Below are 13875 nucleotides of genomic sequence, written 5' to 3'. Positions count from 1 at the left end.
GCCGACAGCGATCATCACGTCGCAGTCGTGCATGGCGTTGTTGGCTTCGAAGCTGCCGTGCCTACCCAGCATGCCGAGCCATGCGGGATCGGAGGCCGGGAAGGCGCCCAGACCCATCAAGGTCGAGGTGACGGGCGCGCCGGTCAGCTTGGCGAACTCGCGCAGCAGTTCAGAGGCCCGCGGGCCGGCGTTGATGACGCCGCCGCCGGTGTAGAGGATCGGGCGGCGCGCGCCGGCGATCAGCGCCACGGCCTCGGCGATCTTGGCCGAGTCGCCCTTGGTGCGCGGGTTGTAGTTGTGGGAGTGCACGACTTCCTTGGGGCCCTGATAGGCGCCCTTGGAGAACTGCACGTCCTTCGGAATGTCGATGACCACGGGGCCGGGGCGACCCGAGGTGGCGATGTGGAACGCCTCGTGGATGATCCGCGGCAGGTCGGCCACGTCCTTGACCAGGTAGTTATGCTTGGTGATCGGCCGGGTGATGCCGATGGTGTCGCATTCCTGGAAGGCGTCGGTGCCGATCAGGTGGGTGGCGACCTGGCCGGTGAAGACGATCATCGGGATCGAGTCCATCAAGGCGTCGACGATGCCGGTGATGGCGTTGGTCGCGCCGGGGCCGGAGGTCACCAGAACGACGCCGGGCTTGCCGGTCGAGCGGGCGTAGCCCTCGGCCGCGTGGGTCGCGCCCTGCTCGTGGCGGACCAGCACGTGCTGCAGTCGCGCCTCCTCGAACAAGGCGTCATAGATCGGCAGGACCGCGCCGCCCGGATAGCCGAAAAGCACTTCGACGCCCTGGTCGATTAGGGCGCGGACCACGATCTCGGCGCCGGTCAGGGTTTCGGTCGTGGTGGGGGCTTCGATGGTCTGGTGGGCGGTCATTTCGGGCGGCCTTGGTTTTCGGCAATAAAAAAGGCCCTCAATGGGGCCTGTGGCAAGCGACCTTTAACGGGCTGACGACGAAGTCAGTCCGCGAGAGGTCGCCCAGAGAGTACAAGAAGCTCACGCACGAGCGTTCTCCAAATGAAGTCAGCAGCGCTCATGCCATGCCCCGATCACCCCGTCAAGGCGGGGCTCAGAGCAAGAAACTGCCTCCACTGGCTTTCGTGGTCGACGGCGTCCACCCGTGGCCAGTCGGTCATCTGTCCCCGCAGCCAGGTCGATTGCCGCTTGGCGTAGCGGCGGGTTTCACGCTGGGCGGCCTCCAGGCCCTGCGCCAGCGTGGTTTCGCCCTGTAGATAGCTGGCCAGTTCGCGATAGCCGACCGCCTTCATCGCCGGCAGCGCCGGATCTAGTCCTCGCGCCGCAAGGGCGGCGACTTCGTCCAGGGCGCCTTGGTCGATCATCGCTTCAAGCCGGGCGTCGCAGCGGTCGTAGAGCGCCTGGCGCGGCGGCTCCAACGCCACGGCGTTCCAGCTTTCGGCGGGCAGGGCGGGATCGGTGCGCGCCTGCCAGTCGCTGAGCGAGGTTCCGGTGGCGGCATAGACTTCCCAGGCGCGGGATAGCCGTTGGCGGTCGGCGGGCGAGATGCGGGCCTCGGCGGCCGGGTCGACCTGCGCCAAGCGGTCACGGAACGCGGCCTCGCCCATGGCGTCGAAATCGGCGGCGGCGGCGGCGCGCACGTCATCTGGGGTCTGGGGCACGTCGGCCAAGCCGTGGGTCAGGGCGCGGAAATAGAGGCCGGTGCCGCCGACGACCACGGCCGGCCGGCCCCGCGCGGCGATCTCGTCCAGCACGCTCGTCGCCGCTCGCAGCCAGCGCCCGACCGACCAGCCGTCGGCGGCGTCGACCGTTCCGAACAGGTGATGAGGAACCAGCGCCTCTTCTTCGAGCGACGGCCGGGCGGTCAGCAGGCGCAGGTCGGCATAAAGCTGCAGCGCGTCGCCATTGACGATCTCGGCGCCGATTTCCTGGGCCAGCCGCAGGGCCAGCGCCGACTTGCCGCTTGCCGTTGGCCCGGCGATCAGCCAGATGCGGGGCTCCATGCAGATCGCCCTTACCCTTGTCGGTCCCGATTCAGACGCGGCTCTACAGGCCGTCGCCCTTCTAACGCCAGCGCTCGCAGGAGCCCATGCCCGCGTCAAGGAGCCCCGCATCCTTGGCGACGGCGCCGTGGACCTGCTGGTGGAAGCCGAAGCGGTCGCCCCAGTGCGCGCCGCGGCCGAAGCGGCGCTGGCCCAGCAGCCGATAGATGTCTGCGCCCAGCCCTGGAACGGGCGGCGCAAACGCCTGCTGATCGCCGACATGGACTCCACCATTATCGGCTGCGAGTGCATCGACGAATTGGCGGATTTCGCCGGCGTGAAGGAACAGGTCTCGGCGATCACCGAGCGCGCCATGCAGGGCGAGCTGGACTTCGAGGAGGCCCTGCGCGAGCGCGTGGCGATGTTGAAGGGCCTGCCGCTGAGCGCCCTGCAACAGGCCTATGACGAACGCGTCCGGCTCAATCCAGGCGCCCGAACCCTGGTGCGGACCATGGCCCAGCACGGCGCGCGCTGCGCCCTGGTTTCGGGCGGCTTCACCTTCTTCACCAGCCGGGTCGCCCAGGCCGCCGGCTTCCACCTCGACCGCGCCAATATCCTGCATGACGACGGTCAGGGTCTGATCGGCACGGTCGGAGATCCGATCCTCGGCCGTGAGGCCAAGCTTGCCTCGCTGAAGGAGCTGGCCCAGGCGGGGGGCATGGAATTGGCTGAAACCCTGGCGGTCGGCGACGGCGCCAACGACCTCGGCATGATTGAGGCGGCCGGTCTGGGCGTGGCCTACCGCGCCAAGCCGATTGTCGCGGCCCAAGCCGACGCAAAGGTGGACCATGCCTCGCTCACGGCGCTGCTCTACTTCCAGGGCTACCGCGCCGACGAGTTCGTAACCGACTGAAGTGGGGTTTGATTTCCCGCGCGGGGCCAAGGTCGCTAGAGACCTCGCCATGACCTTGCCCCGCACGCCCCTCGCCGTCGTATTCGACATGGACGGACTGCTTTGCGACACGGAAGTCGTCTATCGCGACGCCATGATCGCGGTGGCGGCCGAGCACGGTCACGACATGCCATTGTCGCTGTTCAAAAGCATGATCGGCCTGCCGGGCCCGTCCAGCGACCGCAAGGTGCTGGACCACTTCGGGGACGACTTCCCGATCGAGTCCTTCAACACCCGCACCCGCGACCACGTCGATTTGGTCTGCGCGGGCGGCGTGGCTCTGAAAGCCGGGGTCATCGAACTGCTGGATCATCTGGACGAACTTGGCCTGCCGCGCGCGATCGCGACTTCGTCCAGCCATCGATCGGTTCAAACCCACCTTGGCCACAGCGGCATTATCCCCCGATTCAACACCGTCGTGGCGCGGGGCGACTATGTGCTGGGCAAGCCCAACCCCGATCCGTTCCTGACCGCCGCTGCCCGCCTTGGGATCGTGCCGGAGCTGTGCCTGGCGCTGGAGGACAGCCACAACGGGGTTCGCGCCGCGTCGTCGGCGGGCATGATGACGATCATGGTTCCCGACCTGCTCGATCCGACCCAGGAGATGCACGATCTCTGCGTCCGCATCGCCCGCGACCTGCACGAGGTCGAGGCCCTGGTCAGGGCCTCGCGCTAGGCGCCAGCCGCCCGGCCGCCGGAGTGCGGGGCGGGTTCTTGAAACGATCGACCACGTCCTTCACGACATTGGACGGGATCGCAAACGCCAGGCCCGCGCCCGGTTCGCCGCGCGACTCGCGCGCGCTGGCCATGCCGATCACCTGACCGGCGGCGTTCAGCAACGGGCCGCCCGAACCGCCGGCGGTCAGGGGCGCGTCGGTCTGGATATAAGCGGTCACCGGCCCGCTCAGCGCGCCGTTGGCGAAGCGGCCTTCGCTGACGGGGCCGATCTGGCGGTTGATCGCCGAGACAATGCCCGAGGTCGCCGTGCCGATCAGTCCGTAGGGCGCGCCCATCAACACGACCGGCTGTCCGGCCTTCACCTGATTGCTGTCGGCCAGGGTCAGCGGCGTCAGCGGCTTGCCAGGCGTGGTGCTGAACACCGCGACATCGGCCACCTCGTCTTCGCCCACCAGTTCCCCACGCGCCACGCTGCCATCGGCGAAGACCACGCTCACCACCGGCATGCCGCCGGTGACATGGGCGGCGGTGACCACCAAGCCCTCGGACGAGACGACGAAGCCTGATCCCATCGGCATGGGCTCGCCCCGTGGGCCGCCGGAGACGGTGATCATGACCGTCGCCCGCTGGCCCTTGTCGACCGCGCCGACGAAGCCCTCGCCGCTACGGGCGGCGCGGGGCGTCTCATCGGACCCTCGTGTCAGGCCCCAGCCGAGCAGCAGCAGGATGACAAAGGCGACGACGCCGGCCGCGGCGTGCAAAAGTTGTTGGGTGCGCAAGACGGACTCCGGGCGAAAAAACTTTCACGCCCAAAAGCGGCCAAGGCCGAGCTTGGTTCCACCCGCAGGGGTGCGGCCTTACAGCGCGATCCAATAGTGCAGGGCGGTTTCGCCGGGCCGCCAGATGTGCGGGATCGAGGCGGTATGCTCGCCGCCGTTCTTCTCGATCACCTTGATCGAGGCGGGATTCAGCGCGTTCACCGTCAGCAGCACGCGCCGCAGCGGCAGGTTCGCGCGAATATAGTTCAGCCCCTCGGCCAGCATGGCGCTGGCGTGGCCGTGACCGCGCATGCTGGGCCGAACCGCATAGCCGACGTGCCCGCCGACCTTTTCGAGGTTCTCATTGAGGTGGTGGCGGACGTGGAAGGAGCCGAGAAACGTCTCGCCGTCGATGTACCAGAGGACGGTAGAGGGAACAGCTGGCCCTTGGCCGCCGTCCGGAAGCGTCACGGTCGTCGGCGGATGGCGCTGGCTCTCGATGAAGGCCTCCGGATCAGCCTCGATCTCGGCGATCGATTCCGGGGTCTCGGCCCGCAGCGTATCGCGGGAGTAGCCCTCGCGCAGAGCCTCCAGGAAGGAAGGCATATGCGCGAGGGCTGGTCGTATCAGGCTCGGCACGCAGCTTAGCGGGCGTTCGGGCCGCGATCGAAGTACCTGAAGAACTCGCTGTCGGGCGACAGCACCATGGTGGTGTCGCCGCGGCCGAACGAGGCCTCATAGGCTTGCATGGACCGGTAGAACGAAGCGAAGGCCGGGTCGCGTCCGAAGCTTTGAGCAAACAGCCGTGTGCGTTGGGCGTCGCCCTCGCCTCGGGTGGTCTCGGCTTCCTGGTGAGCGGTGGCGAGCGTGATCGCGACTTCGCGGTCGGCGCTGGCGATGATCTCACGCTTGCGCTGTTCGCCCTCGGCCCGAGTCTCGGCCGCCTGCTGCTGACGGGAGGTCTGCATCCGGCGATAGACGGCCGCCTGGTTGGCGGCTGGCAGGTCGGCGCGCTTGATGCGCAGGTCGATGATCTCGATACCGAGCTTCGATGAGTTGGCGCGAGCGGCGACATCGGCCTTGGTCTTGGCCATCAGCTCACCGCGACGACCCGAGATAATGTCGTTCGAGGCGGCCGAGCCAAGCACCTGACGGAGCGAGGAATTCACTAGCCGTTCGATCCGGTCGGACGCGGTCCGCTCGTCGCGAAGGGTGCGATAGTACTGCAGCGGGTTGGAGATCCGGTAGCGAACGAAGGCGTCCACCACCAGGCGCTGCTGATCGGCGGCGATGACTTCTTCCTTCTCCGCCTCAAGCGCCAGGTTGCGCTTGTCGAACTTCACGACGTTTTCGATGAAGGGCGCCTTCATCTTCAGGCCGGGGTCTGGGTCGCCCGGCGCATTGATGACGCGCACGGGCTCGCCGAGGCGCACGATGACCGCCTGAGTACGTTGGTCGACGATGAAGAAGGTCTGAGACAGGACGATCAGCAGGCCGACGACGATGACGGCGAGAACAGTGAGGTTACGGTTCATCGGGCGGCTCCCGCGTTGGGAGCCGGCGCGGCGCCGGTCTCAGGTTGGGGCTCGACGCGTACCGCAGGGGGCGCGGCGGTGCGGGGGCGGAAGACGTCAGGCGGCAGGATGATGGGGGCGCTGGCGCCCTTGCCGTCGATGACCACCTTGTTCGAGTTCTGGAGCACGCGCTGCATGGTCTCGATGTAGAGCCGCTCCTTGGTCACGCCGGGAGCCTTGCGGTACTCGGTGTAGATTTGGTCGAAGCGCGACACGTCGCCGGTGGCTTCGCGCACGGACTGCTCGCGATAGCCGCGGGCCGATTCGATCAGCTTGGCCGCGTCACCCTTGGCTTCGTTGATCACCCGGTTGCGATAGGTGTTGGCTTCGTTGGCGGCGCTTTCGGCGTCCTGTTGGGCGTTGGTCACGTCACGGAACGCGGCGACGACCTCGGTCGGCGGGTTGGCGGTGCGGATCTGCACTTCGACGACGGTCACGCCGGCGTTCCAGGAATCCAGCGTCCGCTGCATGGTCTCGGCCGCCTGGGCCTGAACCTGGCCGCGGCCGCGGGTCAGGACGTCCTGCAGCGGCGTGCGGCCGACCACTTCGCGCATGGCGCTCTCGGCGACGGCCTTCACCGCGTCGTCCTGATCACGGACGTTGAAGACGAAGTTGCGGGCGTTGGCCACGCGCCAGGTCACGCTGAAGTCGACATCGACGATGTTCTCGTCGCCGGTCAGCATCAGGCTTTCAGCCGGCACGTCGTTGGTGGCGGTGCCGCCGATGTCGATGCGGTTCAAGCTGGTGACCGGCACTTTTTCGACGCGCTCGAGCGGCGCCGGCAGGTGATAGCGGATGCCAGGCCCTTCAGAGCGCGAATAGGCGCCGAAGGTGGTGACAACGGCCTGCTCGTTGGGCTGGACGATATATACGCCCGACAGCGCCCAGAGGCCGAAGCCCACGCCGGCCACCGCGGCGATCGCGCCAGGACGAATCCCGTTGCCGCCAGGACCGCCGAAGAAGTCGCGGGCTTGCTGCTGCAAGCGTTCGAACGCGGCGTTCAGTTCAGGACCTTCAGGACGGCGGGGGCCACGCGGACCGTTGCCGCCGCCGCCGCCCGTGGGCCGGCGTGGAGGGGGCTTCTTGTCGCCATTCCCATCGTTCGGGGGCGGAGCGCCCCAGGGACCGGGGTTCGCGTTGTCATTCCAAGGCATGGTCGCGTCGTCTTGCTTTCGTCTCGGCGCGGCCGTGTCGTGAGGCCCGTGGCTGGGCTTGTAAACCGGCGCTGTGAGCCGGATATGTTACTCAACGTCGGTTAAAGCAAGGCAAAGGGCCCAATGGATTCGACAATCCCCGATCGTAACGCCGTTTTGACGGCCCTTGACCGGGTCTTGGATCCTAAGTCTGGCAAAGGCCTGGTGGCCGCGGGGCTGGTCCGTGGACTGACCATCGGCCCAGGGCGGGCCGGTTTCATGCTGGAGGTCCCATCCTCGGAGACCGCGCTTTATGGCCCGGTCCATGGCGAGGCGCAGGCCGCGTTGTCGGCCGTTCCGGGGGTGACCAAGGCCCAGGTGGTGCTGACCGCCGAGCATGACGCGCCGCCGCCGGCCGAGGGCGTCACCCGGGTGCGCAAGGGCGCGCGGGTGAGCGAGGATCCCAAGGCCGCGGCGTCGCCGTCCGCCGACGCCGCGCGCCCGGCCCATGTCCGCCGGGTCATCGCGGTGGCCAGCGGCAAGGGCGGGGTGGGCAAGTCCACGGTCTCGGTCAACCTGGCCACCGCCTTCGCGCAGCTTGGCCTGCGGACCGGGGTGCTGGACGCCGATGTCTACGGTCCCTCGGCGCCGCGCATGCTGGGCGTCGACGGCGAACCGGCCTTCGAGAACGGCAAGTTGCAGCCGCTGGAGGCCTGGGGCCTGAAGGTCATGTCGATCGGCTTCCTGGTCGATGAGGGCGCGCCGATGATCTGGCGCGGCCCGATGGCGTCCTCGGCCGTCCGTCAGATGATGAACGACGTGGCCTGGGGTTCGGAAGCCGAGCCGCTGGACGTGCTGGTTGTCGACCTGCCGCCTGGCACTGGCGACATCCAGTTGACCCTGATCCAGAAAATGAAGATCGACGGAGTGGTGATCGTCTCGACGCCCCAGGAGATCGCCTTGATCGATGCGCGCCGCGCGGTCTCGATGTTCCAGAAGACCGGCACCCCGATCCTGGGCGTGATCGAAAACATGGCCTTCTTTACCGATCCGGCCACCGGAGCGCCGATCCCGATCTTCGGGTCCGGCGGGGCCAAGGCCGAGGCGGCCCGGCTGGGCGTGCCGTTGCTGGCCGAGGTTCCGTTGGAGATGGCGCTGCGGGAGGCCTGCGATAACGGCCAGCCGGTGGTCGCCACGACGCCGGACAGCGCCGCGGCCCAGGCCTTCATCAGCGCCGCCAAGGCGCTGATGGTCTAGGTCAGGATAGATCCTCCCCCACGGGGGAGGATCTACGTGCGGTCCTAGTGCGGAGTGTCGGTCACGAGGCTGACGCCGCTCACCGAGCCTAGCAGAGCCGCTTGGGCGGCCAGGGCGTCGCGTTCGTCGAGCTGGCGGCGCACCTCGGCGTGGCGGGTGGCGTCCAGCTTCCAGCCGATGAAGGCCGCGCCGCCGAAGAACACGAAGATGATCGGCGCGAACACATAGCAGAGCTCCAGGCCGCGAATGGCTTCTGGAGTGTTCACAGCGCCCTCGGCGGCGTTGTAGCCGACGATGTCGAGCACCCAGAAGCTGATGCCGACGGTGATGGCGGTGCCGATTTTCTGGGTGGTGGTGACCAGGGCGTAGAGCAGGCCCACGCGTTCCTTGCCGGTTTCCAGCCGGACCTCGTCGGCGACGTCGGCGACCATGGCCCGGACGATCAGGATGAAGGCCGACGAGACGAAGCCGACCGACATCATGCCGGGGATGGCCAGCGACATGGTGGCCGGCGGGATGATCATCAGCGCCGACTGGGTGAAGGCGTAGGCCACGGCCGCGGTGATGATCGCGCGGTGCTTGCCGATCTTCTGCGCCAGCCAGCCCCAGAACATCGAGCCGAGCAGGCCCGCGGCGATGAAGAAGACCAGCAGCACGCCAGTCTGGGAGGTCGAATAGCCCCGCGCGTCATGGAAGAAGAACAGATAGAGCGCCGCCGTGGTGCCGGGGCCGAGCGCCATGAACAGGTCGGCGAAAATCAGCCGCGCCATCTCGGGGCGGCGCACCAGGTCCCAATAGTCGGCGAGGGTGGCGCGTTCGCGGTCGGTCTCGGGGTTGATGCGCTCAGGAGTGACGAACGAGCACAGGGCGACGGTGATCGGCAGCAGGATGATGCAGAACCAGCCCATGGCGTGGACGCCGTTCGCGCCAGTGCCCTTGGGGCCGAGCGCCAGCGGCAGCAGCAGGATCAGCACCGCCCCGACGACGCCGACCGCCTGGATGACGCCGTAGACGCGCGAGCGGTCATGATAGTCGGTGGCGAGCGAGGCGGCCCAAGCGGCCTGGGCCAGGGTCAGGATCGAGATCCCGACATAGAGCACCAGCAGCCAGCCGATCAGATAGCCCTCGGTGATCCCCGGCTTGGCCATGAACAGCATGTAGGACGCGGCCATGACGATCGGCGCGCCCAGCACCAGCCACGGCCGGTAGCGGCCGAATCGCGATTGGGTGCGGTCCATGGCCATGCCCAGCATCGGGTCTAGGGCCATGTCGATCAGCCGCACGATGGTGAAGGCGCTGCCGACCGCTAGGAGCGAGAGGCCAAGCTGGGCGGCGAAGAAGCGGGGAAGATAGACCGCCATCACTAGTCCGATGGCGGCGATGGGGAGCGCGGTCGACGCAAAGGACATGACCACGGGCAGTGACAGCCGTTGGCTGCTAGTGGCGGTATTCGCCATGAACGCCTCAAATGTCTGGTCCCGGGAAAAATGTTCCGGGCTGCTTAGAAAATGAAGGCCCGGGACGAGGTCCCGGGCCGGTATCCAATCTTAGGTACTATCTGCTCGCTTGGGGTGGGACCGCAATGGCCGCTTCACCGGAAACCACCTCAATGATCGGCGCCTCGTCGTAGAGGGCGTCGCGTTCGTCGAGTTGGCGGCGGATCTCGGCGTGCCGCTCGGGACCCAGCTTGTAGCCGAACATGCAGGCCCCACCGAGCATGACGAAGGCCACCGGACCGATCAGGTAGGCGAGCTCAAGGTTGTGGATCGCCTCGGGCGTGTTGGCTGCGCCTTCCGTGGCGATATAGCCGACCTTCGAGAGCACGAAGAAGGTCAGACCGATCGAGAAGGCGCCGGCGATCTTGGAGGTCATCACGGTCATGGCGTAGAGCAGGCCCGCACGCTCTCTGCCCTGTTCCAGGCGCACCTCGTCGGCGATGTCGGCGGTCATCGCCCGCGTCAGGACGTTGAAACCGGCGGCCAGGAAGCCGGCCATGAACATCGGGACGGCGCCGACGAGCATGTTGCCCTTGGGGATCGCCATCAGCGAGATTAGCACCAGCGAGTAGCCGGTCGTGGCGACCATCACCGCGCGGTGTTTGGAGATCTTGGTCGCCAGGCGCCCCATCAGCGGCGCGCCGACGAAGCCCGCCAGGATGTAGATCGCCAGCAGGATGCTGGCCTGGCCGGTGGTGTAGCCGCGGCTGTCGGTGAAGAAGAACAGGTAGAGCGCGCTCATCCAGCCTGGGCCGAGCGCGAGGCACAGGTCAGCCAGGAGGATGCGGGCGAAGGAGGGGCGGGCGATCAGCGCCCAATAGTCCCGCATGCGGAACTGTTGGCCCGCCACCTCCGGCGCGATCTTTTCGGGAGTGCGCCAGACGACCAGGGCCACGGCGATCGGGGTCATGGCGAAAATGAACCAGCCCATCGTGGCTACGTTGCCCGCGTCCGAGGCGCCTCGAGCTTCGTTGATGATGGGGATCGCCAGCGCAGCGGCCGCGCCGATCACGCCAATGGCGGTCATGATCCCAAATAGCCTGGAGCGGTCGTCGTAGTGGGGTGCGAGCGTCGCGGCCCAGGCGACGTGGGAGAGGGTGAGGATCGAGTTGCCCAGGTACATGACCAGCAACCAGATGATCAGATAGGCCCGACCTACGCCTTCCGGCGGCATGAAGAGGAAGTAGATCCCCGCCATCAGCACCGGCGCGCCCAGGATCGTCCAGATCCGGTAGCGGCCCCATCTGCTGCGGGTCTTGTCCATCGACCAGCCCAGCAGGCCGTCGATCGGAATGTCGATCATGCGGACAAAGAAGAACGCCGCGCCGATCAAGGCCAGGTCGATCCCCAGATGGCTGGCGTAGTGGCGAGGCAGGTAGACCGAAACCGCGATCGCGACCGCCGAGATCGGCAGGCTGGTGGCGGCGAAGGCGAAGGCGGTGGATAGGGGCAGGGCTCGGGCGCGCGCAGCCGGCGGGGCCTGGGTCAAGTTTCGATTCTCCCATGATCGATCCAGGCCTCTGATCGGGCCCGGTCTCGGATCCAGGTTACGCGCGATAACCTAGGCGGCGGCAAGTGAATTCGTTGCAACGAAAACGGGCGGCCGCTCCCTTGAGGAACGACCGCCCGCCAACTTACACCTATTGAGTGTAGAGCTTAGCCGCCTTGCAGCTTACGGAAGAATTTGCCGCTCTGCTCGCCGCCGTTGACATAGGCCTGTTGGCCTTCGGGGTCGGAGATCTTGGACCAGTTGTCGCGGACTTCTTCGACCGACAGGCCGCCCTCGCCGAGGTAGACGCCTTCGGTTTCGTAGATGCGCGACAGGGCGAAGGCGCCGGCGCCGGCGGTCAGGATCGCGCCGGTCGGGGCTTCTTCCGAGGCCAGGTAGACGACGCCGGGGGTGACGTACTCCGGCTTCAGCTTTTCCAGCACCGCGGGAGGCATCAGGTTCTCGGTCATCCGGGTCGCGGCCACCGGGCTGATGGCGTTGATGTGGATGTTGTTCTTCTGGCCCTCGAGCTTGATGGTGTTCATGAAGCCGATGATGCCGAGCTTGGCCGCGCCGTAGTTCGACTGGCCGAAGTTGCCGTACATGCCCGACGACGAGGTCGTCACGACGATGCGGCCGTAGTTCTGCTCGCGCATGATTTCCCAAACGGCCTTCACGGGCTTCACGGTGCCCATGAGGTGGACGTTCACGACCAGCTCGAAGTCCGACAGTTCCATCTTCGAGAAGGACTTGTCGCGCAGGATGCCGGCGTTGGCGATCAGCACGTCGATGCGGCCCCACTGGTCCATGGTCTGCTTGACCATGTGGGCGACGCCGGCGTCGTCGGTGACCGACGAACCGTTGGAGATGGCCTCGCCGCCCAGGGCCTTGATCTCTTCGACCACGGCGTCGGCGGCGGCCGAGGAGCCCCCCGAACCGTCCATCGAGCCGCCCAGGTCGTTGACCACCACCTTGGCCCCGCGGCGCGCCAGCTCCAGCGCATGCTGCTTGCCCAGGCCGCCGCCGGCGCCGGTGACGATCGCGACTTTGCCGTCGAAGCGGATGTCCGCCATGGAAGTCTCTCCAGAAAGAGGGTCAGAATTTCGCGCGGTTTGTGCGGCGCGGGAGAGGCGAGGTCAAGCCGCAGCCTGTCCCCAGGGCGGCTGGCTCCGCGGTTCGGATCCTGCGATTTCGAGTGTGCTTAACAGTTCCTTGGCGACCCCATTCTAGGGTTTGGCTCAGGATGTTGAGGACCGGGAAGTCGGCATGATCAAGACCGTCGGTCGCAACCGGGACGCCTATGCGGCCGTGGTTCTCGGGCTCTGCTACATCGCCAACCTCTGGCTGACCAATGCCCTGCGCCAGCAGGCCGGCGGCATCGACACCATCTGGACGGCCAACGCCTTTGTCATCGGCGCCCTGCTGTTGCTGCCGGCCCGCTGGGGCCTGCCGACCCTGGTGACCGGGTTCGTCGTCCAGATCGCCGTCGTCCTGATGTTCAAGGTCGGCTGGATCGATGCGATCGGCTTCTCGGTGCTGAACACCGTCGAGGCCGTGGGCGTGGTCTGGCTGGCGCGCCGGATCCGGGTCGTGCGCCTCACCACGCCGAGCCGGTTCGCCGGCCTCATCTTCCTGGCCCTGCTGCCGGTCCTGCTGGTGGGCTCGGTCCTGCTGGGGGTGGGCGCCTGGCTTCTGCACGGCGAGTTTCCGGTCACCATGCTGGCCAATCGCCTGCCGGCCAAGCTGCTGGGCATGGGCCTGGTCCTGCCCGCCATCCTGTTGCTGGGACACAGCAACGCGGCGGGCCTGATGCAGGCGGCCCTGTGGCGTCGCCTGTCGGCCTACCTGCTGATGGCGGCCCTCGCGGCGCTGGTCTTCACCCCCTTCAGCGCCGTGGCTCTGTTGGTCGCCTTCCCGGCGATCACCCTGGTGGGCCTGCGCCTGGGTCCGCGCGCGGTCATCTTCGCCATGGGGCTCACCTGCATGGTCATGCTCCCGCTGGGCGTCCAGCACGCCCCGCCGGGGCTGTTGACGGACCATGAGAGCCTCAATCACCGGATCACCCTGACCCAGGTCTACCTGGCCATGGTCTTCGCCACCGGCCTCATCGTCGCCCTGATGGCTACTCACCAGCAGCGGCTGCGCCAGATCCTGGCCCGGCGTTCCGCCAGCTACATGCGCGCTCGCGACCGGGCCCAGGCGGCCTCGGTCGCCAAGACCGAGTTCCTGGCGGCCATGAGCCACGAGATCCGCACGCCGCTCAACTCCATCATCGGCTTCGCTCAGGTGCTGGAGCGCCGCGACGACCTGCCCGCCGACAGCCGCCGCCAGATCGGCCTGATCGAGCGCTCGGGCGGCGCCCTGCTGACCGTGGTCAACGACATCCTCGACTTCTCCAAGGTGGAGGCCGGGCGCATCGACCTGGACCCCATGCCCGTGGACCTGGTCGCCGCCTGCCAGTCGGCCCTGTCCATCGGGGCCGAAAGCGCCGAGCGCAAAGGCCTGACGCTGGCCATGACCGTTGAGGGGGAGGGCGCCGCCGCCCATGTCTGCGACGACCACCGCCTGGGCCAGGTG

The 13875-nt window shown here is 67.4% G+C and carries 13 protein-coding genes; 4 read left to right on the top strand and 9 right to left on the bottom strand.

The annotated features are described in order from the left end of the window. Together Q7T84_RS00775 and miaA are read right to left on the bottom strand one after the other, a co-directional pair. The coding region (locus Q7T84_RS00775) for a thiamine pyrophosphate-binding protein (RefSeq protein WP_304805653.1) at nt 1–879 on the bottom strand (879 nt) is incomplete at its 3' end. Between the two features lie 173 nt (nt 880–1052). Next, nucleotides 1053–1982, bottom strand: a complete 930-nt coding sequence (miaA, locus tag Q7T84_RS00770; RefSeq protein WP_304805652.1) for a tRNA (adenosine(37)-N6)-dimethylallyltransferase MiaA — start codon at nt 1980–1982, stop codon at nt 1053–1055. On the opposite strand from miaA, the gene serB reads away from it, so the two are divergent. Together serB and Q7T84_RS00760 are read left to right on the top strand one after the other, a co-directional pair. Then, nucleotides 1981–2874 carry a phosphoserine phosphatase SerB gene (gene serB, locus Q7T84_RS00765; RefSeq protein ID WP_304805651.1) on the top strand — a complete coding sequence of 298 codons (894 nt, stop codon included), beginning with the start codon at nt 1981–1983 and terminating at the stop codon, nt 2872–2874. The two genes, miaA and serB, sit on opposite strands and share 2 nt — an antisense overlap. A 49-nt stretch (nt 2875–2923) precedes the next feature. Then, nucleotides 2924–3589, top strand: coding sequence for an HAD family phosphatase (locus tag Q7T84_RS00760; RefSeq protein ID WP_304805650.1), 666 nt, complete (start codon nt 2924–2926; stop codon nt 3587–3589). On the opposite strand, the gene Q7T84_RS00755 is transcribed toward Q7T84_RS00760, so the two are convergent. From Q7T84_RS00755 to hflK, 4 genes are all read right to left on the bottom strand, one after another. After that, complete coding sequence (locus Q7T84_RS00755; RefSeq protein WP_304805649.1) at nt 3573–4370, bottom strand: S1C family serine protease; 798 nt, start codon at nt 4368–4370, stop codon at nt 3573–3575. The genes Q7T84_RS00760 and Q7T84_RS00755 overlap by 17 nt on opposite strands. Before the next feature lie 78 nt (nt 4371–4448). Beyond that, complete coding sequence (locus Q7T84_RS00750) at nt 4449–4955, bottom strand: GNAT family N-acetyltransferase (protein WP_304805648.1); 507 nt, start codon at nt 4953–4955, stop codon at nt 4449–4451. 38 nt (nt 4956–4993) lie between these two features. After that, entirely contained in the window at nt 4994–5884 is an 891-nt protein-coding gene (gene hflC / locus Q7T84_RS00745) for a protease modulator HflC (RefSeq protein ID WP_304805647.1), read from the bottom strand. After that, nucleotides 5881–7077 (bottom strand): FtsH protease activity modulator HflK, encoded by a 1197-nt coding sequence (hflK, locus tag Q7T84_RS00740; protein ID WP_304805646.1) that lies wholly within the window; start codon nt 7075–7077, stop codon nt 5881–5883. The genes hflC and hflK overlap by 4 nt, the downstream gene beginning before the upstream one ends. Nucleotides 7078–7200: 123 nt before the next feature. Between hflK and Q7T84_RS00735 the strand changes: the two genes are divergently transcribed. Further along, nucleotides 7201–8313: an Mrp/NBP35 family ATP-binding protein gene (locus Q7T84_RS00735; protein WP_304805645.1), complete on the top strand. Its 1113-nt coding sequence runs from the start codon at nt 7201–7203 to the stop codon at nt 8311–8313. A gap of 44 nt (nt 8314–8357) precedes the next feature. Here Q7T84_RS00735 and Q7T84_RS00730 read toward each other — a convergent pair whose 3' ends face one another. From Q7T84_RS00730 to Q7T84_RS00720, 3 genes are all read right to left on the bottom strand, one after another. After that, nucleotides 8358–9770, bottom strand: coding sequence for an MFS transporter (locus Q7T84_RS00730; protein WP_304805644.1), 1413 nt, complete (start codon nt 9768–9770; stop codon nt 8358–8360). Between the two features lie 97 nt (nt 9771–9867). Beyond that, nucleotides 9868–11298, bottom strand: coding sequence for an MFS transporter (locus Q7T84_RS00725; protein WP_304805643.1), 1431 nt, complete (start codon nt 11296–11298; stop codon nt 9868–9870). Nucleotides 11299–11465: 167 nt separating this feature from the next. Then, on the bottom strand, nt 11466–12371 hold the full coding sequence (locus Q7T84_RS00720) for an SDR family NAD(P)-dependent oxidoreductase (RefSeq protein ID WP_304805642.1): 906 nt from the start codon (nt 12369–12371) through the stop codon (nt 11466–11468). Between the two features lie 193 nt (nt 12372–12564). On the opposite strand from Q7T84_RS00720, the gene Q7T84_RS00715 reads away from it, so the two are divergent. After that, nucleotides 12565–13875: histidine kinase dimerization/phospho-acceptor domain-containing protein (locus Q7T84_RS00715; protein ID WP_304805641.1), on the top strand; the 1311-nt coding region annotated here is incomplete at its 3' end.

The sequence above is a fragment of the Phenylobacterium sp. genome, assembly GCF_030654915.1.
Taxonomy (GTDB): Bacteria; Pseudomonadota; Alphaproteobacteria; order Caulobacterales; family Caulobacteraceae; genus Phenylobacterium.
Note: the sequence above shows the minus strand (reverse complement) of the source record. Positions and strands in the feature narration are given on the sequence as shown.

Excerpts from the sequence above, each read along its gene's own strand:
- serB (WP_304805651.1), top strand. The coding sequence starts at position 1,981 with ATGCAGATCGCCCTTACCCTTGTCGGTCCCGATTCAGACGCGGCTCTA.
- miaA (WP_304805652.1), bottom strand. The coding sequence starts at position 1,982 with ATGGAGCCCCGCATCTGGCTGATCGCCGGGCCAACGGCAAGCGGCAAG.
- Q7T84_RS00760 (WP_304805650.1), top strand. The coding sequence starts at position 2,924 with ATGACCTTGCCCCGCACGCCCCTCGCCGTCGTATTCGACATGGACGGA.
- Q7T84_RS00750 (WP_304805648.1), bottom strand. The coding sequence starts at position 4,955 with ATGCCTTCCTTCCTGGAGGCTCTGCGCGAGGGCTACTCCCGCGATACG.
- hflC (WP_304805647.1), bottom strand. The coding sequence starts at position 5,884 with ATGAACCGTAACCTCACTGTTCTCGCCGTCATCGTCGTCGGCCTGCTG.
- hflK (WP_304805646.1), bottom strand. The coding sequence starts at position 7,077 with ATGCCTTGGAATGACAACGCGAACCCCGGTCCCTGGGGCGCTCCGCCC.
- Q7T84_RS00735 (WP_304805645.1), top strand. The coding sequence starts at position 7,201 with ATGGATTCGACAATCCCCGATCGTAACGCCGTTTTGACGGCCCTTGAC.
- Q7T84_RS00730 (WP_304805644.1), bottom strand. The coding sequence starts at position 9,770 with ATGGCGAATACCGCCACTAGCAGCCAACGGCTGTCACTGCCCGTGGTC.
- Q7T84_RS00720 (WP_304805642.1), bottom strand. The coding sequence starts at position 12,371 with ATGGCGGACATCCGCTTCGACGGCAAAGTCGCGATCGTCACCGGCGCC.